At 57.9% G+C, this 22,650-nt stretch carries 23 protein-coding genes; 17 read left to right on the forward strand and 6 right to left on the reverse strand.

Going from position 1 to position 22,650, the window contains the following annotated elements; genetic code table 11:
* Positions 1-65: 65 nt before the first annotated feature.
* Both E6W33_RS18365 and E6W33_RS18370 read right to left on the reverse strand, forming a co-directional pair.
* On the reverse strand, positions 66-1,652 hold the full coding sequence (locus E6W33_RS18365; protein WP_136418779.1) for an alkaline phosphatase D family protein: 1,587 nt from the start codon (positions 1,650-1,652) through the stop codon (positions 66-68).
* A 106-nt stretch (positions 1,653-1,758) separates the two neighbouring features.
* Positions 1,759-2,166, reverse strand: a complete 408-nt coding sequence (locus E6W33_RS18370) for an acyl-CoA thioesterase (protein WP_136418780.1) — start codon at positions 2,164-2,166, stop codon at positions 1,759-1,761.
* A gap of 95 nt (positions 2,167-2,261) precedes the next feature.
* Between E6W33_RS18370 and E6W33_RS18375 the strand changes: the two genes are divergently transcribed.
* From E6W33_RS18375 to E6W33_RS18420, 10 genes are all read left to right on the forward strand, one after another.
* Positions 2,262-4,121, forward strand: a complete 1,860-nt coding sequence (locus tag E6W33_RS18375; protein WP_136418781.1) for an ABC transporter ATP-binding protein/permease — start codon at positions 2,262-2,264, stop codon at positions 4,119-4,121.
* 54 nt (positions 4,122-4,175) lie between these two features.
* Positions 4,176-5,153, forward strand: a complete 978-nt coding sequence (locus tag E6W33_RS18380) for a LysR family transcriptional regulator (RefSeq protein WP_136418782.1) — start codon at positions 4,176-4,178, stop codon at positions 5,151-5,153.
* A 148-nt stretch (positions 5,154-5,301) separates the two neighbouring features.
* A complete protein-coding gene (locus E6W33_RS18385) occupies positions 5,302-6,588 on the forward strand; it encodes a Glu/Leu/Phe/Val dehydrogenase (RefSeq protein ID WP_136418783.1) in 1,287 nt (428 codons plus the stop codon).
* A gap of 164 nt (positions 6,589-6,752) precedes the next feature.
* Positions 6,753-7,652 (forward strand): amino acid ABC transporter substrate-binding protein, encoded by a 900-nt coding sequence (locus E6W33_RS18390; protein WP_136418929.1) that lies wholly within the window; start codon positions 6,753-6,755, stop codon positions 7,650-7,652.
* Between the two features lie 162 nt (positions 7,653-7,814).
* Positions 7,815-8,708, forward strand: coding sequence for a transporter substrate-binding domain-containing protein (locus tag E6W33_RS18395; protein ID WP_136418784.1), 894 nt, complete (start codon positions 7,815-7,817; stop codon positions 8,706-8,708).
* A gap of 135 nt (positions 8,709-8,843) precedes the next feature.
* Positions 8,844-9,569 (forward strand): amino acid ABC transporter permease, encoded by a 726-nt coding sequence (locus E6W33_RS18400; protein ID WP_136418785.1) that lies wholly within the window; start codon positions 8,844-8,846, stop codon positions 9,567-9,569.
* Positions 9,569-10,255, forward strand: a complete 687-nt coding sequence (locus E6W33_RS18405) for an ABC transporter permease subunit (RefSeq protein ID WP_136418786.1) — start codon at positions 9,569-9,571, stop codon at positions 10,253-10,255. The genes E6W33_RS18400 and E6W33_RS18405 overlap by 1 nt, the downstream gene beginning before the upstream one ends.
* A gap of 10 nt (positions 10,256-10,265) precedes the next feature.
* On the forward strand, positions 10,266-10,991 hold the full coding sequence (locus E6W33_RS18410) for an amino acid ABC transporter ATP-binding protein (RefSeq protein ID WP_136418787.1): 726 nt from the start codon (positions 10,266-10,268) through the stop codon (positions 10,989-10,991).
* A 126-nt stretch (positions 10,992-11,117) separates the two neighbouring features.
* A complete protein-coding gene (pyrC, locus tag E6W33_RS18415) occupies positions 11,118-12,176 on the forward strand; it encodes a dihydroorotase (protein WP_136418788.1) in 1,059 nt (352 codons plus the stop codon).
* Positions 12,177-12,313: 137 nt separating this feature from the next.
* A complete protein-coding gene (locus E6W33_RS18420) occupies positions 12,314-13,045 on the forward strand; it encodes a DUF3025 domain-containing protein (RefSeq protein ID WP_348983169.1) in 732 nt (243 codons plus the stop codon).
* A 121-nt stretch (positions 13,046-13,166) separates the two neighbouring features.
* On the opposite strand, the gene E6W33_RS18425 is transcribed toward E6W33_RS18420, so the two are convergent.
* Both E6W33_RS18425 and E6W33_RS18430 read right to left on the reverse strand, forming a co-directional pair.
* Positions 13,167-14,183 (reverse strand): porin, encoded by a 1,017-nt coding sequence (locus tag E6W33_RS18425; protein WP_136418790.1) that lies wholly within the window; start codon positions 14,181-14,183, stop codon positions 13,167-13,169.
* Between the two features lie 405 nt (positions 14,184-14,588).
* Positions 14,589-15,596 (reverse strand): porin, encoded by a 1,008-nt coding sequence (locus E6W33_RS18430; RefSeq protein ID WP_168798690.1) that lies wholly within the window; start codon positions 15,594-15,596, stop codon positions 14,589-14,591.
* 432 nt (positions 15,597-16,028) lie between these two features.
* Here E6W33_RS18430 and coq7 point away from each other — a divergent pair, with 432 nt between their 5' ends.
* Positions 16,029-16,655: a 2-polyprenyl-3-methyl-6-methoxy-1,4-benzoquinone monooxygenase gene (coq7, locus tag E6W33_RS18435; protein ID WP_136418792.1), complete on the forward strand. Its 627-nt coding sequence runs from the start codon at positions 16,029-16,031 to the stop codon at positions 16,653-16,655.
* A 48-nt stretch (positions 16,656-16,703) separates the two neighbouring features.
* On the opposite strand, the gene E6W33_RS18440 is transcribed toward coq7, so the two are convergent.
* On the reverse strand, positions 16,704-17,153 hold the full coding sequence (locus tag E6W33_RS18440; protein ID WP_136418930.1) for an OsmC family protein: 450 nt from the start codon (positions 17,151-17,153) through the stop codon (positions 16,704-16,706).
* Positions 17,154-17,819: 666 nt separating this feature from the next.
* Here E6W33_RS18440 and rplM point away from each other — a divergent pair.
* The 6 genes from rplM (at position 17,820) to erpA (ending at position 21,432) form a co-directional block, all read left to right on the forward strand.
* Positions 17,820-18,248, forward strand: coding sequence for a 50S ribosomal protein L13 (rplM, locus tag E6W33_RS18445; RefSeq protein WP_136418793.1), 429 nt, complete (start codon positions 17,820-17,822; stop codon positions 18,246-18,248).
* Between the two features lie 9 nt (positions 18,249-18,257).
* Complete coding sequence (gene rpsI, locus E6W33_RS18450; protein ID WP_136418794.1) at positions 18,258-18,650, forward strand: 30S ribosomal protein S9; 393 nt, start codon at positions 18,258-18,260, stop codon at positions 18,648-18,650.
* 162 nt (positions 18,651-18,812) lie between these two features.
* On the forward strand, positions 18,813-19,856 hold the full coding sequence (gene argC, locus E6W33_RS18455; protein ID WP_136418795.1) for an N-acetyl-gamma-glutamyl-phosphate reductase: 1,044 nt from the start codon (positions 18,813-18,815) through the stop codon (positions 19,854-19,856).
* 17 nt (positions 19,857-19,873) lie between these two features.
* Entirely contained in the window at positions 19,874-20,632 is a 759-nt protein-coding gene (locus E6W33_RS18460; RefSeq protein ID WP_247869691.1) for a DUF6776 family protein, read from the forward strand.
* Positions 20,633-20,644: 12 nt separating this feature from the next.
* The gene (locus E6W33_RS18465; RefSeq protein WP_136418796.1) at positions 20,645-21,034 is read left to right on the forward strand and encodes a polymer-forming cytoskeletal protein; all 390 of its coding nucleotides are present in this window, start codon (positions 20,645-20,647) and stop codon (positions 21,032-21,034) included.
* Between the two features lie 50 nt (positions 21,035-21,084).
* A complete protein-coding gene (gene erpA, locus E6W33_RS18470; protein ID WP_136418797.1) occupies positions 21,085-21,432 on the forward strand; it encodes an iron-sulfur cluster insertion protein ErpA in 348 nt (115 codons plus the stop codon).
* 69 nt (positions 21,433-21,501) lie between these two features.
* Here the strand turns inward: erpA and E6W33_RS18475 are convergent, their stop codons facing one another.
* Entirely contained in the window at positions 21,502-22,635 is a 1,134-nt protein-coding gene (locus E6W33_RS18475; protein WP_136418932.1) for an anhydro-N-acetylmuramic acid kinase, read from the reverse strand.
* Positions 22,636-22,650: the final 15 nt, after the last annotated feature.

Raw genomic sequence — 22,650 nt, forward strand, 5'->3', positions numbered from 1 at the left:
AAAACCGCCTGCAATGCAGGCGGTTTTTTTATGTGTGCTACCGGAATTGCAGACGCGCGAACGACTCAGCCGGCCTTGATCACGCCCGGGCGCCCATCCTCCACCACAAAGCGTGCAATCGTACTGATCCCGGAATCGGCATTCCGCACGTCATCCAATCCCTGAAAGCGCACCTGCGTGCGCGCGGGCGTGACCTCCATCATCACAAACCCGCGGCGATCGCTGCGCCCATATTTCATGTGCGGATTCTGCGCAACATACTGATCGGTGCGCGATTGCGGGCGAGAACTCGATGTCACGGATGTGCCGCAGAACTCCGCGGCAATCACCGGGTTGTCGGCTGAATCGGGACGGTTGAAATCCGGCTTCAGGTCGGATGCGTAAAACGCGTGCACATCCCCCGACAGTACGACCGGATTGGCCGGACGATGCTTGAGCATGCTGTCAAACAGACGCTGGCGCGCGGCGGGATAGCCGTCCCATCCATCCGTCCAGAAGCGCCCATCGCCTTCCTTCGCAATCGGGACCTGCGAGGCCTGTGCCATCAGCGTTTGTTGTGCAATGAAATTCCATTTGGCGCGCGACTCCGCAAAGCCTTCCGTCAGCCAGGTTTCTTGTTCAAGGCCGAGCAGCGTGCGCGCCGGATCCATTCGCTCCGTGCAACTCGCGGTCACCGATGCCGATCCTCCGCGCCCGGGATGGGGGCAGGCATGGTAACTGCGGTATTGCCGATCGTCGAGCACATGAAACCGCGCCAGTCGACCCCAGTCATAACGATCGAAAATCCGCATCCGGGCAAAACGCGTCGGGTCACTCGGCAGCGCAGGCAGGCGCACCGGCATGTGTTCGTAAAACGCCTGGTAGGCTCCGGCGCGGCGCGCGAGGAAATTCGGGTCCAGCCGTTCATCCCGGTCCGCACCATAGTCGTTGGCGACCTCATGGTCGTCCCAGGTGACAATCCATGGCGCCACCAGATGCGACGCCTGCAGATGCGGATCGGATTTGTATTGCGCATAGCGGGCACGATAGTCCGCCAGGCTCAAGCATTCGTCGATCCTGCGACGCGGGGCAGGGGGATGCGTCAGGTCGTATGGCCCCCATTCGTAAATATAGTCGCCCAGGAACGCAACCAGATCCGGCGCTTCCGCAGCGATGTGGCGATGCGCGGCATATTCACCGTACTCCCAGTGCTGACACGAGGCAAAGGCAAAGCGCAAGGCCCCCGGCATGCTTTCCGCCGCCGGAGCGGTGCGCGTGCGCCCGACAGGGCTGACCGCATCGCCGAGCATGAAGCGATACCAGTACCACCGGTCGGGACGCAGGCCGGTGACATCGATATGCACGCTGTGCGCCAGTTCCGGCAATGCTGTCGTACTGCCTTTGGCGACAATGCGCCGGAATGCTTCATCCTCCGCCATCTCCCATTGCACGGTGAACGCCTGCGTTCCCGCCGACAGCGTGTTCAAGGGATCGGGCAGGATGCGCGTCCAGAGCACGACGCTGTCGGCGCGCGGCGAGCCGGACGCAATGCCCAAACTGAATGGATAAGCGTTTGTGCGCGCGATGGCGATGCCGGGAAAAGCGGAGGACAGTGCCGCCAGCGATAACAGCCGAGCCGACTGGAGAAGGAAGAATCTGCGGTGGAGTGACATAAGACAGTGATCAGCATCGAAGTGCGCCGCGGATCGGGCATTATCCCGCGCGGAGCATCGATACGTTAACAACTTGCAGGAAACAATGCGGCCGTCGGAAGTCTTGTTATTCCGCCAGCGGCGGCACCTGGCGTGGCTTGCGGTCATCGCCGGTCGCGACATAAGTCAGTGTTGCTTCGGTCACCTTGACCGTCTCCACCTGCAGGCGGTTGCGTTCCGCGTAGACTTCGACATTGACCGTAATGGACGTGTTGCCCACCTTGACGATATCGGCATAGAACGACAGCAAGTCGCCGACAAATACCGGGTGCTTGAAAAGAAAGGAATTTACCGCGACCGTGGCAACACGCCCATTGGCGCGTCGCACTGCTGGCAAGGCGCCGGCAATATCGACCTGCGCCATGATCCAGCCGCCAAATACGTCGCCATGCACATTTGCGTCGGCTGGCATGGGCATGACGCGCAACTGCGGTATTTTTCCTTCGGGCAGCTTGGTATGGTGGCTGTTTTGCATTGTCCTTCTCCCTCGTTTTGCGTGTCTGATGAATTCCGGGCCCTACGTTACAATCGTTCTGACACGAAGCATAAACTATTCTGACTGCAATTTTCATGCGCCGCCATTCCGTTTCCTATCCCGAGCCCCCTGCCAATCAATGCACTCGCAATGATTGGGCAACGCTCAAGACCTTGCTCCCCTACTTGTGGGCCTACAAATGGCGCGTACTGCTGGCATTTACCTTCCTGGTCGCCGCCAAGCTCGCCAACGTTGGTGTGCCGCTCGTTCTGAAAGCCTTGATCGACCACATGACCATCACGCCCGGCAAGCCGCAGGCCCTGCTTGTATTGCCGGTCGGCATATTGGTTGCGTACGGTGCCTTGCGTCTGTGCACGACCATGTTTACCGAGTTGCGCGAATTCGTGTTCGCCAAGGTCACGCAAAGCGCGGTCCGCACCATTGCATTGAAGGTATTTCGCCATCTGCATGCGCTGTCCCTGCGATTCCATTTGAATCGGCAAACAGGCGGCATGACGCGCGATATCGAACGCGGCACACGCGGCATTTCTTCATTGGTGTCGTATACCCTCTACAGCATCTTGCCGACGCTGGTGGAAATTGCCCTCGTGATCGGCTACCTGGTCCTGCACTACGACGTCTGGTTCGCGGTGATTGCCCTGACCGCACTCACCATCTATATCGGCTATACCGTTGCCGTTACCGAGTGGCGCACCAACTTCCGGCGCACCATGAACGAGCTGGATTCGAAAGCCAACACGCGCGCCATCGATTCGCTGATCAACTATGAAACAGTGAAGTATTTCGGCAACGAGGATTATGAAGCGCGCCGCTACGACAAGAGCATGCACAAGTGGGAAACAGCCGCGATCAAATCGCAAACCTCGCTGTCTATCCTCAACACCGGCCAGTCCTTGATCATTGCAGTTGCGGTCACACTCATCCTGTGGCGGGCCACTCAGGGTGTGATCGACGGCAAGATGACGCTGGGCGATCTGGTGCTGGTGAATGCGTTCATGATCCAGCTCTACATTCCGCTCAATTTCCTGGGCGTGATCTATCGCGAAATCAAGCAGAGCCTGGCCGACATGGAGCGCCTGTTCACGCTGCTCGATCAGCATCGCGAAGTTGCCGACGCGCCGCATGCCAAGCCGCTTGCGATCGGTGGCGCCGAAGTCAGGTTCTCGCATGTCAATTTCAGCTACGAAAGCAAGCGGCAGATTCTGTTCGATGTCGATTTCACCATCCCTGCCGGCAGCACCACCGCCGTGGTCGGTCACAGCGGCTCGGGCAAATCGACCCTGTCGCGGCTGTTGTTTCGCTTTTACGACGTCAATTCCGGCAACATTACGATCGATGGCCAGGACCTGCGCGATGTGACGCAGATTTCGCTGCGCAAGGCGATCGGCATCGTGCCGCAGGATACGGTTCTGTTCAACGATACGATTGAATACAACATTGCCTATGGCAGGCCGGATGCGAGCAAGGACGAGATCATCGCCGCTGCCAAGGCGGCCTACATCCACGACTTCATCGAGAGCCTGCCGGATGGCTACGCCACCATGGTCGGCGAGCGCGGACTGAAACTGTCAGGCGGCGAAAAGCAGCGCGTCGCGATCGCGCGCACGCTCCTGAAAAATCCCGCGATCCTGATCTTCGACGAAGCGACCTCGGCGCTCGATTCGAAAGCGGAGCAGGCCATTCAGTCGCAATTGAAGGAAATCGCGAAGGACCGCACCACGCTGGTCATCGCGCATCGCTTGTCCACCATTGCGGATGCCGCGCAGATCCTGGTGCTCGACCATGGCCGCATCCTCGAGCGCGGCACCCACGCGCAGCTGCTGGCGAAAGACGGCGCCTACGCGCAAATGTGGGCACGTCAGCAGGCGCGGCAGGGGATCGAAGCTGCGGCGCCCTCGTCCGAAGAAGTCGGGCCGGAATCGGAAGCTGCGTAAGGCGCTGCGCGGCAATGCTTTGCGCTGTCCGGCGAACAGCACTACCATAGCGCCATGGAAACCAAATGGTTGGAAGATTTCATCTCCCTGGCCGAGACGCATAGCTTCAGTCGCTCCGCCGAATTGCGCCATGTGACGCAACCGGCATTTTCGCGCCGCATTCAATCGCTCGAAGCCTGGCTTGGCGCCGACCTGATCGACCGCACTTCTTACCCGACCCGGCTGACGCCGGCCGGCGAAGTGTTCTACGAGCAGGCGCTGGAAATGCTGGGCCAGATCAACAACGCGCGCGCCCTGATGCGCGGCAAGCGGCCCACCGCGCATACGACCGTCGATTTCGCCGTGCCGCATACGCTGTCGCTGACCTACATGCCGGAACTGATCACCGAGCTGGATGCCGGCTTCGGCACGCTGCACACGCGTCTCATCGCGCTGAACGTGCATGACGCCGTGATGAGCATGGTCGAGGGCGGCTGCGATCTGCTGCTGTGCTATCACCATCCGCGCCAGCCGGTGCAGCTTGATGCCAGCCATTACGACATGCTCACGCTCGGCAGTGAAGCGCTGCGTGCCTACTCGCGCTGCGACAAGTCCGGAACGCCCGAATTCCCGCTGCCCGGCAGCGCCAGGTCGCCGCTACCGTTTCTGTCCTACACCAGTAATGCTTACCTGGGACGCATGGTCGATCTGATCCTGTCTGACGCCAAGCGTCCTCTGTACCTGGAAAAGCGCTACGAAACCGATATGGCCGAAGGCCTGAAGATGATGGCGCTGGAAGGGCACGGCCTCGCGTTCCTGCCCGAATCTGCCGTGACCCGCGAAGTGAAGCAGAAGCAGCTGGCGCGCGCCGACGGCGGGAATGCCGAGTGGGAGGTCAACATGGAGATCCGCTTGTACCGCGAGCGTCCGTCCGTGCAGCGGCCGGGCAAGCCGATCGTGTCGCGCCTGTGGGATTATCTGGTCCGACGCAGCGAAGCGCAGGCCAAGGCGCAGGCGCGCAAGCAGATGAAGGCCGGCAAGAAAACCGGCTGATCCGCGCCGCATAATAGATTATGCATTTTTTGCATACTTGCATGCGAACAAAGCATTAGCTTTGCTGCACTGCGTTGCTCTACGATTCAGTCATGTGATCCGCCGTCTACAAGACGGCGGCGAACCTGAACCCACAAGGAGCAGCAATATGTCGAACCACCACGAAATTCCCTCTTATCTTACCCCGCACGAAATCGGCCCCTGGGGCGTCTACCTGGAACAGATCGATCGCGTCACTCCCTATCTCGGTTCGCTGGCCCGCTGGGTTGAAACACTGAAGCGCCCGAAGCGCATCCTGATCGTCGACGTGCCGATCGAGCGTGACGACGGAACCATTTCCCACTTCGAAGGCTATCGCGTGCAGCACAATACCTCACGCGGACCGGGCAAGGGCGGCGTGCGCTTCCACCAGGATGTCACCTTGTCGGAAGTGATGGCGCTCTCGGCCTGGATGACGGTCAAGAACGCCGCTGTCAACGTGCCGTACGGCGGCGCCAAGGGCGGCATCCGGGTCGATCCGAAGACGCTGTCGCAGGGCGAACTGCAACGCATGACGCGTCGCTACACGAGCGAAATCAACATCATCATCGGCCCCAACAAGGACATCCCCGCGCCCGACGTCAACACCAATGAGAAGATCATGGCGTGGATGATGGACACCTATTCCATGAACCAGGGCAGCACCGCCTCCGGCGTTGTCACAGGCAAGCCGATTTCGCTCGGCGGCAGCCTCGGACGCCAGGAAGCGACCGGCCGAGGCGTCTACGTCGTCGGTTGCGAAGCGGCGGCCAAGCGCGGCATGGACATCAAGGGTGCGCGCGTCGCAGTGCAGGGTTTCGGCAATGTCGGCGGCGTCGCTGCGCGCTTGTTCTCCGAAGCAGGCGCCAAGGTGGTCGCGGTCCAGGACCATGTCGCGACCGTGATGCGCGACACCGGCATCGACGTGGCGGCGCTGCAAAAGCATGTCAACGAGCATGGTAGCGTGGCCGGTTTCACTGGCGCCGAAGTGGTGCGTGACCGTAGCCAGTTCTGGGACGTCGATTGCGACATCCTGATTCCCGCGGCGCTTGAGCAGCAGATCACCGAAGCCAATGCAAACAAGATCCGCGCCAAGATCATTCTCGAAGGCGCGAATGGCCCCACAACACCCGCCGCAGACGACATCTTGACGGACAAGGGCGTGCTGGTGGTGCCGGATGTGATCGCCAATGCCGGCGGCGTGACCGTCAGCTACTTTGAATGGGTGCAGGATTTCTCCAGCTTCTTCTGGACCGAGGACGAAATCAATCAACGCCTCACCCGCATCATGCGTGAAGCCTTTGCGGCAGTCTGGCAATTGGCACAGGAGAAGCAAGTCTCATTGCGCACGGCGGCATTTATCGTGGCCTGTACGCGCGTCTTGCAGGCCCGTGAAATGCGTGGCTTGTACCCCTGATTCACCCACGATCTAGCTGAACAGTCCGAATGCGGCTGGCAATGTGCCGGCCGCATTCGGCTTTGACCAGCCCGGCGGCTGTATGCGAATGAAAAAGCACGCCGGGCGGTTATTGCTGTACGAGACCGGTCCGTCAGAATGAACCGGCACGATATGGAGACATGATGCAAGCCAACAATAATGCCATTGCACGGGCAGGTGCAGCAGCACTGCTTTGTTTCGTTGCTGCTGCGGCCCACGCTACCGACACCTTGTCGAAAATCCGCGAAACCCAAACCATCACCATTGCTTATCGCGAAGCATCGCTGCCGTTTTCCTACCTCGACGCGCACAAGAAGCCGATCGGTTACGCCGTCGATTTGTGTCTCAAGATCGCCGATGCGGTGCGACGCGAACTCAAGCTAAGCCGTCTCGACATCGCCTACCTGCCGGTCACCCCTTCCACGCGTATTCCCGCCATCGTCGAGGGCAGGGCCGACCTCGAATGCGGATCGACGACCAATAACGCAGAGCGGCGCAAGCAAGTCGCATTTACCATTCCGCATTTCGTCGCGGCGGCGCGCATGGTGGTCCGCGCCGACTCCGGCATCAGGAACTGGGCCGATCTGCGCGACAAACGGGTAGTTACTACCAAGGGCACGACCAGCGTGAAACTCCTGACAGAGCGCGACAAGGTGCGCTCACTGGGCCTGAAGCTGGTCGAAGGCCGCGACCATGCGGAGTCGTTCAACATGGTCGAGAAAGGCGAGGCTGAAGCTTTTCCGATGGATGACGTATTATTGTTCGGCTTGCGCGCCAGTTCGCCGGACCCCGGCCGCTTCATCGTGGTGGGAGACGCGCTTTCCGCCGAACCGTATGCCATCATGCTGCGCAAGGACGATGCCCCGTTCAAGGCCTTGGTCGATCGTGAAATGGGTCGTATCATCCAGGACGGGGAGATCTACAAGCTGTACGATAAATGGTTCAAGAGCCCGATCCCACCGAAGGGGATCAACATGAACATGCCGATCGGCCATTTGCTGCGCGACACACTGCGTTTCCCGACTGATAAAGTCGGAGATTAGCCGCCGGAACCACACGGAATACAGAGTCAACGGGCCAAAACTTCGGCACGTTTCTTTGCAGGGAGGGCCGGGTTCAAAAGCTAGCTTGAAACACGCGATAAAGTCAGCTTTTGAATTAACCCTTTTGATACACTAGGGCACACAATTTTTACAGGAGGCAATATGAAATTATCGAAGCTCATCTCCATCCTTATCGCCACCGGCGCAATCGTCGGCACGGCACAAGCGCAAGACCTGACCGGTACGCTGAAGAAGATCAAGGACACGGGCGCCATTACCGTTGGCTATCGCGAGTCTTCCGTACCGTTTTCCTACCTCGACGACAAGCAGCAGCCCATCGGTTATGCGATGGACCTGTGCATGAAGATCGTGGATGCGGCGAAGACCGAGCTCAAGATGCCCAACCTGAAAGTGAATCTGCAGCCGGTTACCTCCAGCAATCGCATTCCCTTGCTGCAAAACGGCACCATCGATCTGGAATGCGGCTCGACCACCAACTCCGTGGCCCGCCAGCAGCAAGTCTCGTTCGGCCCGACCTATTTCGTCATCAACGTGACGGCCGCGGTCAAGAAGACTTCCAACATCAACTCCCTCGCCGACCTCGCCGGCAAGACCGTCTCCACGACTTCCGGCACCACCTCGGTGCCGCTGCTCAAGTCCTATGAGAAGACCAAGCACGCGGAAGTCAAGGAAATCTACGGCAAGGACCACGCCGAATCCTTCCTGCTGATGGCCGATGACCGTGCGGCTGCCTTCGTCATGGACGACATTCTGCTGGCCGGCCAGATCGCCAATTCGCGCAGCCCGAAAGACTTCAAGATCATCCCCGAGTCGCTGCGTCAGGAGCCGTACAGCATGATGCTGCGCAAGGACGACCCGCAATTCAAGGCGCTGGTCGACAAGACCATCAGTGGCGTCATGAAGTCGGGCGAGATCGAGAAGATCTACTTCAAGTGGTTCCAAAGTCCGATCCCGCCGAAGGGCATCAACATCAACTTCCCGATGACCCCGGCTATCCGCGAAGCGTTCAAGAACCCGAACGACAAGGGCGTTTAAGCGCGTTGCATGAAATGAAGAGCCGGAAGGCGTCCGCGCCATCCGGCTTTTTTTCAGGCAAACAGATATTTTGGTGACGGGTCCTGCCTATGCGGGCCGGCTCTGTCACATGCCTGAGCAAGCTGGGAGACAAAAATGAATTTGGGAATTTTTTTCGAGCAGGTCCCCGACGGTGACGGAACATGGGCTGACATGCTCCTTTCCGGCCTCGGATGGACGCTCGGAACGGCGACGCTCGCCTGGATCATGGCGTTCGTGCTGGGCTCGATCATCGGGGTGGCGCGCACCACCGAAAAGCACTGGATGGTCAGGTTGGGTAACGCCTACGTGGAGCTGTTCCGCAACATACCGTTGATTGTGCAGTTTTTCGTCTGGTACTTTGTCGTGCCGGGACTGATTCCTTCAGTCAAGGCATGGGTGACAACCCTCGATCCGACCAACCATCAGTTCGTGACGGCGGTGGTCTGCCTCGGCTTTTTCACCTCCTCGCGCATCGCCGAGCAGGTGCGTTCGGGCATCCAGTCCTTGCCGCGCGGTCAGCGCAACGCCGGCTATGCGCTTGGCCTCACGCAGATCCAGACCTATCGCTACGTGCTGCTGCCGATGGCGTACCGGATCATCATTCCGCCGTTGACCTCGGAAGTGATGAACCTGATCAAGAACACCGCCGTCGCCTATTCGATCGGCCTGGTGGAACTCTTTTTCCGCACGCGCGAGATGGGTGAAATGACCTTCCGCTATTTCGAGGCATTCGCCGCTGCGACGCTGATCTATGTCGTGATCGCGATGACCGCCAACCGGGTCATGGCCTTCATCGAACGCCGGGTTGCGGTTCCCGGCTATATCGCGGGAGGCAAATAATGGGCGATATTGATTTTGACGTCGTTGTTCGCACTTGGCCCTACCTGCTGGGCGGCCTGCAGTACACGCTGCAACTGACCGTGATTGCCGCCGTCGGCGGAACGATCTTCGGCACCTTGCTTGCGATGGCGCGACTGTCGCATTTCAAGCCGCTGGCAATGGGCGCGGCAGGCTATGTCAACCTGATGCGCTCCATCCCGCTGTTGCTCGTGATCTTCTGGTTTTACTTCCTCGTGCCGGTGGTGCTGCAGGCGATTACCGGGTCAGAGCGACCCATCCAGCTCGGTGCCGACCGCTCGGCCTACATCACCTTCATCATGTTCGAGGCGGCGTACTTCTGCGAGATCATGCGGGCAGGCATCCAGAGTATCTCCAAGGGGCAGGTCGGCGCTGCGTACGCACTCGGGCTGACCTACAGGCAGGCGATGCAACTGGTGATCCTGCCGCAGGCATTCCGCAACATGCTGCCTATCCTCCTGACGCAGACCATCGTGCTGTTCCAGGACGTTTCGCTGGTGTCCTTGCTCAACGTGACCGACTTCGTCGGCGCCGCCGGCAAGATCGCACAGCGCGACAGCCGCATTGTCGAGATGTACCTGTTTGTCGCCGTCGTCTATTTCGCGCTCTGCTTCGCGCTGTCATTCATGGTCAAGCGACTGCAGAAACGCATTGCCATCATTCGCTGAGGATTAGGAAATGATCGAAATTAAAAACGTGAGCAAATGGTACGGCAGCTTCCAGGTGCTGACCGATTGCACAACCCATGTCAGCAAGGGCGACGTGATGGTCGTCTGCGGTCCGTCCGGTTCGGGCAAGTCGACCTTGATCAAGACCGTCAACGGCCTGGAGCCGTTCCAGAAAGGCGAGATCCTGGTCAACGGCGTGTCGGTCGGCGACCCCAAGACAAACCTGTCCAAGCTGCGCGCACACATCGGCATGGTGTTCCAGAACTTTGAATTGTTCCCCCATCTGTCGATTCGCCAGAACCTGACGCTCGGCCAGGTCAAGGTGCTCGGCCGCAGCGAAGAGGAAGCGATGGAGCGCGGCTTGAAGTATCTCGACCGCGTGGGTCTGCTTTCGCAAAAGGACAAGTTCCCCGGGCAGTTATCAGGCGGCCAGCAGCAACGCGTCGCCATCGCGCGCGCCTTGTCGATGGATCCCATCGCGATGCTGTTCGACGAACCGACCTCCGCACTCGATCCGGAAATGATCAATGAAGTGCTGGACGTCATGGTCGGACTGGCGCAGGAAGGCATGACCATGATGGTCGTGACCCACGAAATGGGCTTCGCGAAAAAAGTGGCGAATCGCGTCGTCTTCATGGACAAAGGCTGCATTGTCGAAGATTGCACCAAGGAAGAATTCTTCGGCTCGCCGCGTTCCGACCGGGCGCGCGATTTCCTCGCAAAAATCATTCACTGACACGGTATTTTTTCCGATTCGAACCGCTTCAGCGCAGCGCCTGAAGCGGTTTTTTTATGACCCGGCACACCCGGTATCGCCACTTCCAAACGGGTAAAATAGCGACACTTCAAAGAAAGAGTCGCCATGTCCCGCTCAGCAGCTTCCTCGAATTCCAGCAGCATTACCATCACCCGCCCCGACGATTGGCACCTGCACCTGCGCGACGGCGCAACCCTTGCCAGTGTATTGCCGCACACCGCGCGGCAGTTCCGCCGCGCGATCGTCATGCCCAACCTGAAGCCGCCGGTCACCACGACAGCGCAGGCGATTGCCTATCGCGAGCGCATTCTCGCCGCGCTGCCGCAGGGCATGAATTTCGAGCCCCTGATGACGCTTTACCTGACCGACAATATGCCCGCTGACGAAATCCGTCGCGCCAGAGACAGCGGTTTTGTGCATGCGGTCAAACTGTACCCGGCGGGCGCAACGACCAATTCCGACGCGGGCGTGACGGCCTTGTCAAAGTGCTACAAGACGCTGGAAGCGATGCAGGAAGTTGGCATGCCCTTGCTGGTCCACGGCGAAGTCACGGATCCCGCGGTTGATATCTTCGACCGCGAAGCCGTCTTCATCGACCGCGTGCTGCAACCGTTGCGGCGCGACTTGCCCGCATTGAAAGTCGTGTTCGAGCACATCACGACCAAAGATGCGGCGCAATTCGTCAACGAAGCCGACGACAGGATTGCAGCGACGATTACTGCCCACCACCTGCTTTACAACCGCAATGAAATCTTCAAGGGCGGCATTCGGCCGCATTACTACTGCCTGCCCGTGCTAAAACGTGAAGAACACCGGCTGGCGCTGTTGCGTGCCGCCACCTCCGGCAGCACCAAATTCTTCCTCGGCACCGACTCCGCACCGCATCCGAAGGGGCTGAAGGAGCATGCCTGCGGCTGCGCCGGCTGCTACACCGCACTGCATGCCATGGAGTTGTACACCCAGGCCTTTGATCAGGCAGGCGCACTGGACAAGCTCGAAGCATTTGCCAGTTTTAACGGCCCGGGGTTCTATGGACTGCCGCGCAACACCGGCACAATTACACTGCGGCGCGAAAACTGGCAACTCCCGGCAGAGCTGCCGATGGGTGATACGACAGTGGTGCCGTTGAACGGCGGCGAAACGATTGGCTGGCAGCTCGCCTGAGACTGTTTCTGCGCGCGCCTCCGGACGACGTGTAGCCACCGCCGATTCTTGAGTCAATGATGAGTGGTGAATTCCTTCGCGAGATCGATTGGACGCGACCATGGCTGGCGCCGCTGGCCGCGACTGGCGACTTGCTGGTGCGTGCGACTGATTGGCGCGCCGAGTTGAATGCCTTGGCGGAGGCAAAGGATTTGCGCAATCACCGTGGCTTACGCGTCCGGCTCGTTCCTCAGGCCGATTTGCCACCGGATACCGCCTACGAAGCATTCATCAGCCAGACCGGCTGCGTACCGACTCGCGACAATCTCCACGATTTTTTCAATGCCTTGGTCTGGCTCAGCTTCCCGCAAATCAAAGTCCGGCTCAACGCGTTGCAAGCCGCGGGAATCGCCGACATGGACGGTGTGGGGCCGATTCGCGGCAAACTTCGCGATGCGGCAACCATTTTTGACGAAAATGTGGCGCTACTGGTAACGCACGATGTGTTGCTGCTGGAGGATCTGCGCGCTCACCGCTGGCAAGAGCTGTTCATGTCCAGGCGCAATGCATTCGGCGGCGACTGTGAAGTCTGCTTGTTCGGTCATGCGTTGATGGAGAAGCTCATGCACCCATACAAGGCCATCACTGCCCACGCATACCCGGTCATTGTGGAGTCGAGGTATTTCGCGATGCCGTTGTCAGACAAGCATGCATGGCTGGATCAAACGATATCCCGGAAATTGTCCCATAAGCTGACGACCGCCGACTTTACACCCTTGCCGGTTCTGGGTATTCCCGGGTGGTGCGAGGACCAAGGGGAGGCGTTCTATGCGGACTCTACAGTGTTCAGACCTGGGCGAGTAGGCCGGGAGGGCCGGGAATCAGTCTGATTCGCTCGTCGGGATAACGTTCTCCACGCGGTCGATTCCAGTCATCGAAAAAAGAAAAGGCACCCGAAGGTGCCTTTTCAATACTGCATTCAAATCACTACAGGCTTACGCCTGCAAACGATTAGAACTTGTGGCGAATGCCAACGGCAAATGCGTTGGAGTTGTTGCCAGCGGCAACTGCGTTACCACCGCTCGATGCGTCGCCAACCACGAAGGCTGCGCCGGAATCATTCTTGATGTGGGCATACGACGTGTAGATGTTGGTGCGCTTCGACAGGGCGTAGGTGTAGCCGAGGGCGTATTGCTTGGCGCCAGCGTTGTTGGCGGTGGAGCGATCATCCTTGTTGATGAAGGAAGCCAGAACGGTACCAGCACCGATCGGAGCGGAAACGCCAACCATCCAGTCACGGTAGTCAGCGCCAGCGTCGTTCTTTTCGCTTTCATAGCCGAGGTGAGCAGTTGCAACGCCGAAGTTGTAGGTGCCGCCAACCAGCCACAGCTTGGTGGTGTTGGTGTTGGTAGCGTTGTTGTTGTTGCTGTAGGCCAGCACTGCGGCGACCGGGCCGTTGGCATACGAACCGGACAGAGCGTAGGTGCGGCTCTTGGACGTGTCGCCGGCAACTTCACCCAAACCATACAGACCGCTTGCGCTGAAGCCGCTGAAGTTGTTCGTGGTGTAGTTGATGGAGTTGTTGACGCGGACGTCACCGGATGCGCCGGAGGCCATCAGATTGGTCGTTGCGCCGGACAGGCCGGTGCCGAACGGATCGATGGAGTCGAGGGCGATAAACAGCGGGTCATATTGGCGACCGAAGCTGACCGAGCCGAAGCCGCCGCTCAGGCCAACCCATGCCTGGCGACCGAACAGCGCGCCTTGGCGTTGCGTACCGGTGTCCAGGTTGAAGCCGTTTTCCAGTTGGAAGTTTGCCTTCAGACCGCCACCCAGGTCTTCGGAGCCCTTGAAGCCCAGACGGTTGCCCGACTGTACACCGGTTGCCAGCTTCCAGACGGAACCTGCTGCGCCGTTTTCACGAGCGATACCTGCGTCGACCAGGCCGTAGACGGTCACGTTCGTTTGTGCAGAAGCAACGCCTGCAAATGCGCCGAATACGGCGAGGGCGAGAAGCGATTTTTTCATTGATGAATCCCCAAAAGGTTATCGAGCTGAATTTTTTGTAGTGCTTCGTCTCCGGCAAGGCCACTAGTGGAAACGCCCCTGCCAGAAACTGACTTCGTAATCAGTAAATCGAGAAGTCCGTGATATTTCATCAAATATCCGGTCGCAGGACAAAGGGATTTTGGCTTTTGCGGGATTCTCAGGGGGAGTTTGTGGTGCTTTTGCAACGAGGATCGAGCAGAAGATTGGGTCTTTGACAATAAAGTGCACCAAATGTGTGCAATTTTTTTGAAAGAAAGGTTTTGCCGTCAGTAGTCTTCAATGCGGAGTCGGCTTGCTGAGCCGACAAAAAAGCGAACTCATCCGGAGATGAGTCCGCTCTTAAATCGCTTCTAGATGGTGGTAGTTACACCACCATGAAGAGGCTTAGAACAGGTGGTTGATACCAACCGACAGACCGGTTTGACGGGTCTGACCAACGGTAACAGCAGTGCCGCTCAGCTTGGAGTTGTCGATGTCGGCGTAGAAGTTCGTACGCTTGGACAGGGCGTAGGTGCCGCCCAGGATGACCAGATTACGACGACCGGTGGTGGTCGCGGTGTCGGTCGTGGTGCGATAGTAAGCCAGGCTCAATTGAGCTGCCGGAGTCACGTTGTAGCTGCCGCCGAGCCAGATATCTTTCACTTCGGTCTCGGTCGTCGCGCTCGTGTCTTGAGTTGCCTTGGCATAGCCGGTCGCAACGCGGAACGGACCTGTCGCATAAGCTGCGCCAACAGTCCAGTTGTCGAAGTCCATGAATGCGGTGCCAACAGCGTTCTTGCGCTTGGTGTAGGCGCCACCAACGGTTACCGGACCGCCAGCATAGCTTGCGCCGATTGCTTGCGATGCGCCGTTGCTGGTGCTGCCAGCTTGCTCGCCCAGGGCGTATTCAGCACGTACGGAAACCGGACCGAAGGCGCCAGTGTACTGGATGTCATTGTCCAGACGGGTCAGGCCACCTTGTGCTGCCAACGGGACGATGGCGGTGTATTTGTAGTTGAACGGATCGTACAGGCCGATCGTCTTGAAGTTCACGGAGTACTGACGACCGAGGTCGACGGAGCCCCAAGCGCCACCCAGACCGACGTATGCGGAACGATTGAACAGGCGGTTGGTCGCATTGTCCAATGCGCCGGTGCCGGTGTTGAAGCCGGTTTCCAGGACGAAGTGGGCATTCAGACCGCCGCCGAGATCTTCAACGCCTTTGAAGCCGATGCGGTTGGAGTTGTATTGGCCGTTCGAGCCCATGGTCAGGCGATTGTCGCCAGCAGCGTTGACATTGGTCAGATTGCGAACGCCTGCGTCAAAAGAGCCATAAATAGTCACAGCGGATTGTGCTTGAGCAGCACCTGCAAAGGCACCCAGAACTGCCAGTGCGAGAAGCGATTTTTTCATTAATAAATCTCCAAGGGTTGGCGTGCTAAAATTTTTTTGAATTGCCTTGAATTTCATCCAGTAAGGCCACTAGTGGTAACGTCCCTGCCGGACACTTCTGATCGGTGATCAAGAAGCTAATGGTGATTTCATCAAATATGGCCGGTTTGGGCAAAGAGAATTTGGTTTTCCGGGCAACGGGCCGGCATTTATGTGGCTTCTTAACAACAGCAATGTTGTTATAAATGCCTTTCCAGCAATAAATCAGCTTGGTGTCGCCGGAGTTTGTTGTTGTTTTTATATCGTTTCGGCGGGTTTTCGGATTGAAGCTGAATTAAATGCGAGGATTTCTTGTCCTTGCCAAAATAAGATTCAGTGCATTTGCGGGAAAATGTGCGAATTCATTAATGCAAACCGCGACCCCATTCATGTTTCAGTAGGAGTCCCTTGAGAATGCGAAACGTCGATGAGCTGATTACCGGACTCGATAAAGTGCTGCGCGCAGTGTCTGGCGTAGTAACTGCATCGCGCCCGAACCCTGCCGCCAAAGTGGTGGAGTCGACAATGGATGACAGGGAGCGCCGCCATAGCGCGGGCTTGATGCGCGTGAATCACGTCGGAGAGGTATGCGCACAGGCGCTCTATGAGTCGCAGGGCCGATTTTCGGGCAATGTGTCGCTGAGACAGCAATTTGCGCAGGCTGGACGCGAAGAAGAAGACCATCTCGCCTGGACGTCGCAGCGTTTGCAGGAGCTCGGTTCGCATACCAGTTTGCTCAACCCGTTGTGGTATGCGGGGGCGTACGCAATCGGTACCGTGGCCGCGCGAATGGGAGATGCCAACAGCCTGGGCTTTGTTGTCGAGACGGAGCGTCAGGTCGAGGCGCATTTGGCCAGCCATCTGAATCGTCTGCCGCAGCACGACGAAAAATCGCGTGCAATTGTCGAACAGATGCGCGTCGATGAGATCGCGCATGGCGCGAGCGCGCAGTCGCTTGGTGCCGCCGAGCTTCCGTTGCCGATTCGCGGCGTGATGCGCGCGATGGCTAAGGTAATGACGGCAACCGCTTACTATATATAGCTTGGCACTGGGCCGGATGAGCCGGAGCGCCGGCCCGATCCGTTGGGGTCAGGCCGGGGCGTCCGTTGCTTCCGCGAGGTCGTCCACGATCTCGAAGGAATGCGTGATCTCGGCGGTTTTTTCCAGCATGATCGAGGCGGAACAATACTTTTCGTGCGATAGCTTGATGGCGCGCTCGACCAGATTCTGTTTCAGATTTCGACCGCGCACCGTGAAATGGAAGTGGATCTTGGTAAATACCTTGGGCTCTTTTTCCGCGCGCTCGGATTGCAAGGTGACGTCGCAACCACGTATATCCTGATGACTTTTTCGCAGGATCAGGACAACATCGTAAGCGGTACAGCCACCGGTCCCCGCCAACACTAATTCCATCGGACGCGGTGCCAGGTTACGTCCACCACCTTCCGGTGCTCCGTCCATGGCGACGACATGGCCGGATCCGGTTTCTGCCAAAAAAGTCATTCCGGACAATCCTGTCCAGCGTACGGTGCATTCCATCATTGCCTCTCTTGATTCCCGAGGGGGTAATTGTAGCGGGTTTGGAGTTGGTACATCGGCAAGCCGCAAGCCGGAAAGAGGGTGTTATTTTTCACGCCATAGGCGACAGGCGCCCGAAGGGCTGATGAATATACTTCTTATAACAAATCAGCCAGGAAACAATCTGGAAAAATGCTATAATTGCAATAAATTCACAAAGTGGGTGAAAAAACCACATTGTGGTAAGTTGTGTAAGTGCATGAATTTAAATAATAAAAAGAGAAATATTCAGAGAAATGGGCGGGAAATCATGCTTTTTTCTTGCATTGCACAATAAATTTCGGTAGAATTTGATTGCTGGTTGTTAATGCGGATTTGATCGCTTCAGCCAACCGATTGTCTCCTCCACCCTCCTCCTTTGGTGTGGATTTAAACCCGAAGCCTTACCGCTTCGGGTTTTTTTTATTCAAGCGCCCTGAAGGGCATCGTCAGGCCGGCGAGTTTTGCTGAACAGCACGCGGTGTTTTCACGCAAGTCCATTCTTCCAATTAAGTTTGACGCCAAGTCCTTGAAAAGGTTATACTTTCAGGCTTTCCGTTCGCTCAGGAAAAGATAACAAGGAAGAGCCCGCCGGTTTTCAGGGAGCGGGACCGCCAATTTGAGCGTTTATTTATTTAGGACATCATCATGAAGACCTTTTCCGCGAAAACCCATGAGGTTCAGCGTGAGTGGTTCGTGATTGACGCAACGGACAAAGTCCTCGGACGTGTCGCCAGCGAAGTGGCACTCCGACTGCGCGGCAAGCACAAACCCGAGTTCACCCCGCACGTCGACACGGGCGACTTCATCGTCGTCATCAACGCAGGCAAACTGCGCGTGACCGGCAACAAGGCGCTGGACAAGACCTACTACCGTCACTCGACCTATCCGGGCGGCATCTATGAAACGAATTTCCTGAAAATGCAACAGCGTTTTCCGGGTCGCGCGCTGGAAAAAGCGGTCAAGGGCATGCTTCCCAAGGGCCCGCTTGGCTACGCAATGATCAAGAAGCTGAAAGTGTATGCCGATGGCACCCATCCGCACTCCGCTCAGCAACCCAAAGTACTCGAAATCTAAGGAGCGGACATGATCGGTAACTACAATTACGGAACCGGCCGCCGCAAGAGTGCAGTGGCTCGCGTTTTCATCAAATCCGGCAGCGGCAACATTGTTGTCAATGGCAAGCCGGCAGCGGAATATTTTTCCCGCGAAACCGGTCTGATGGTAATCCGTCAGCCGCTGGAATTGACCGGCAACCTCGAACGCTTTGACATCCTCGTCAACGTGCATGGTGGTGGCGAGTCCGGCCAGGCCGGCGCGGTGCGTCACGGCATTACCCGTGCACTGATCGACTACGACGCAGGCTTGAAGCCCGAGCTATCGAAAGCCGGCTTCGTCACGCGCGATGCACGTGAAGTCGAACGTAAGAAAGTCGGTCTGCGCAAAGCACGCCGCGCAAAGCAGTTCTCCAAGCGCTAATCTGCGTTTTCAGAACATCGAAAAGCCGCTGGGTTGGTGCCTGGCGGCTTTTTGCTTTTTGCGGCCGGTCGAATGGAAACGCGCATCGCTGAGCCGATAGGCTCAGGACGGCAAGCTAAAATTCAAGAATGTGAGTGTCAACGTCTTCAGCAAGGAAATGAGATGATCAAAGTCGGTATCGTAGGCGGCACAGGATATACGGGCGTGGAACTGCTGCGCCTTCTGGCGGCGCACCCGGGTGTGCAGTTGACTTCAATTACGTCGCGCAAGGAAGATGGGATGCCGGTCGCCGACATGTTTCCCTCGCTGCGCGGTCATGTGGCTCTCGCTTTCTCCAGCCCGGAAAAAGCGAAGCTGACCGAATGCGACGTGGTGTTCTTTGCAACGCCTCATGGCGTGGCGATGGCGCAGGCACGCGAACTGTTGGCCGCCGGAGTCAAGATCATTGATCTTGCCGCTGATTTCCGACTGCAGGACACTGCGGAATTTGAAAAATGGTACGGCATGCCCCATTCATGCCCGGACTTGCTGGCGGAAGCGGTGTACGGACTCCCCGAGGTTAACCGCGAAGCGATTGCAAAAGCCCGCTTGATCGGCTTGCCCGGTTGTTATCCGACCTCGATGCAGCTCGGCTTCGCTCCCTTGCTCGCGCAGGGCAAGCAGCTCGTGAATGAGTCGATGCTGATTGCCGATTGCAAATCAGGCGTATCGGGCGCCGGACGCAAGGCTGAGGTGCACACGCTGCTGGCGGAAGCGTCCGACAACTTCAAAGCCTATGGCGTAAAGGGGCATCGTCATCTGCCGGAGACGGTGCAAGGGCTGCAGGCGATTGCCGGCCGCAAGATCGGACTGACCTTCGTGCCGCATCTGGTCCCAATGATTCGCGGTATTCACTCCACCTTGTATGCAAACATCCTGCCCGACGCGCGCGACACTGATTTTCAGGCGTTGTATGGGCGCCACTTCGAAGGCGAGAAATTCGTCGATGTGATGCCCGCCGGAAGCCATCCGGAAACGCGCTCGGTACGCGCTTCGAACAAGCTGCGCATCGCGGTGCATCGCCCGGGCGGTGGGGATCTGCTGGTCATCCTCGTGGTGGAGGACAACCTGGTGAAGGGGGCTGCAGGGCAGGGCGTGCAATGCATGAACCTGATGTTCGGCCTTGATGAAACCGCGGGATTGATGCACATTCCAGTATTGCCGTAGGCATACAATCTCATCGCATGGCAAATCCCGGTTCTCCCTTCAGTTCGATGAAGTTCAGGCTTTGGCGGCGGCGCATGTCCGTGTCGTCGCCGAAGATGACCATCAGGTCGCAGTTGCCATGGCCGATGCGGATTCTTTTCTTTATCCTCAGCGGCGGGCTCGGGGCCATCCTGATGTGGTCCTATGATACCGGGCGCCTCAATCCTGATGGTCATGCGGACAACACTCGCGAGCAGCTCGCCAGCTATAAAGAACGGCTTGAGCAGATGACCGCCGAGCGCGACAAGCTCTCGACAACCGCCAACGCCGCCGAAAGCCAGCTCAACATGGAGCGCGCGGCACAAAAACAACTTGCAGTGCAGGCCAAGACGCTGGAGGCGGATAACATCCGCCTGAAGGAGGATCTTGCTTTCTTTGAAAGTTTATTGCCGAATGCTACCGGTCCGCAGGGCGTTAGCATTCGTCGCCTTAAGATAGATCAGGTTGGCCCGAATCAAATCCGGTATCGTTTGTTAATCATGCAAGGCGGCAAGGGAGATCAACAGTTTGTTGGTAATCTGCAACTCGCGGTGAGCACTCTCCAGGGCGGCAAAAATGCTATGATGATCTTTCCTGGTGCTAACTCTGCCGAGCAGGAAAAATTCAAACTCGGCTTCAAACATTACCAGCGTGTTGAAGGGGTGCTCACCCTGCCGGAAGGCGCGTCGACCAAATTGGTCCAGGCACGCGTGCTCGAACGAGGCCAGATTCGGGCGCAAGTATCCGCGAATTTGTAAAGGAGAGCCATCATGTTAGGCCGCAAAAACAAGGGCACAATTGACAGCCTGATTGGCATTTCGACCAAGATCGAGGGTAATGTCCATTTCCAGGGCGGTTTGCGTATCGACGGGCAGGTAAAGGGAAACGTCATCGCGACCGGCGACGATCCAAGCATGCTCGTGATTTCCGAGCACGCGCGGGTCGAGGGCGAAGTGCGCGTCGCACATCTGGTTGTCAATGGCGAGATTCTCGGGCCGGTACATTCCTCCGAACTGCTTGAATTACAGCCAAGAGCCCGCATAACTGGAGATGTGTACTACAAGGCGCTGGAAATGCATGGCGGCGCGCTGGTCTCCGGCAAGCTCACCCATGACCAGGTCGGCGAGCCGGTTCTGAAGCTGGCGCTATCGAATACCTGAAAATCGCCAAGCGTCTATAATGAATCCATTGATATTTGCAGGAGCCTGAAATGAATGCAGTTACCGAAATGCCCGAACCGATCATCTTTTCCGACAGTGCAGCCGCAAAAGTTGCACAATTGATCGAGGAAGAGGGCAATCCCGACCTGAAGTTGCGTGTTTTCGTACAGGGAGGGGGCTGCTCGGGCTTCCAGTACGGCTTCACTTTTGATGAAATCGTCAATGAAGACGACACCACGATGACCAAGAACGGTGTGCACCTGTTGATTGACTCGATGAGCTACCAGTATCTGGTCGGTGCTGAGATCGACTACAAGGACGACCTGGATGGCGCGCAGTTTGTGATCAAGAATCCGAACGCAACCACTACTTGCGGTTGCGGATCGTCGTTCTCGTAATTCCGGTCGGCATTTCCAGAAAAGCGCAGGCAAGCCCTGCGCTTTTTTTTTACGCTTGTCGCAGGCGTTTCACCTCGGATAACGCGCCCCGAGAATGCGAAATCCTTGCGCGCCAGTCACCGTCGGCAGGTTTCCGGCCATGCCCTCAACATGGCGTTGGGCGAGCCAGGCGAATGCCAATGCTTCCACGTGATTCGGTGACACTCCCAAGGTTTCTGTCGAGGACACGCGTGCTGCAAGCCGACGATCATCGAGCATGTGTTGCAAAGTTCGCATCAAATGTACGTTGTACGCCCCACCTCCGCACACGTAGACTGCTTTCGCCTTGCGGGCATGCGTGGCAATGGCATCAGCGAGGGTGGACGCCGTGAATGCGGTCAAAGTTGCCTGCACATCGGCCGGATTCGCGTTGCCGAACCCTTTCATCTGGTTTTCGAGCCATTCGCTGTGGAACAAGTCGCGACCGGTGCTCTTCGGCGGTGGTAATGCGAGGTAGGGTTCGGCGAGCAGGATATCCAGCAAGTCTTGCATGACATGCCCGGTCGCAGCCCAAGCACCGTCAGCGTCGTAGCTCCTGCCTTGATGGCGGGAAATCCAGGTATCCATCAAGACATTCCCGGGCCCGGTATCGAAGCCGATTACTTTCTCGCCAGGTTCCAGAACGCTGATGTTGCTGATGCCACCGATATTGGCGACTACGCGGATCTCGTCACCGCTGCCAAAGATCGCTTGATGGAATGCCGGCACCAGTGGCGCGCCCTGGCCACCCGCTGCAATGTCCCGGCTGCGAAAATCGGCAATGACGTCTATGCCGGTCAGCTCCGCCAGCAACGCGGGGTTGTTGGTCTGGCGGGTAAAGCCGAGCTCCGGTCGATGGCGAATCGTCTGGCCATGCGCACCGATCGCCGTGACATGGCTGGCATGCTTGCCTGCGGCGGCGAGCAATTGTGCAACGCATTCCGCATACACTCCGGCCAAGCCATTGGCCGCCAATGCTTCCCGATGCAGTTCATTTTCGCAGGGTGCCTGCAACGCCATCAACTCTTCGCGCAGCGCCGCGGGAAAGGGAAGGTGGGCTGTGGACAGCGTGTCGATCCGATGGGCCGCGTCATCGGCGGGAAATGCGGCGAGGACGCCATCGACACCGTCAAGACTGGTGCCGGACATCAGGCCGATAAATAGATGGGATGGTGTGCCGGGCATAAAAAAACCGTTCAA

The organism is Herbaspirillum sp. ST 5-3 (assembly GCF_004804275.1).
Taxonomy (GTDB): Bacteria; Pseudomonadota; Gammaproteobacteria; order Burkholderiales; family Burkholderiaceae_D; genus Noviherbaspirillum.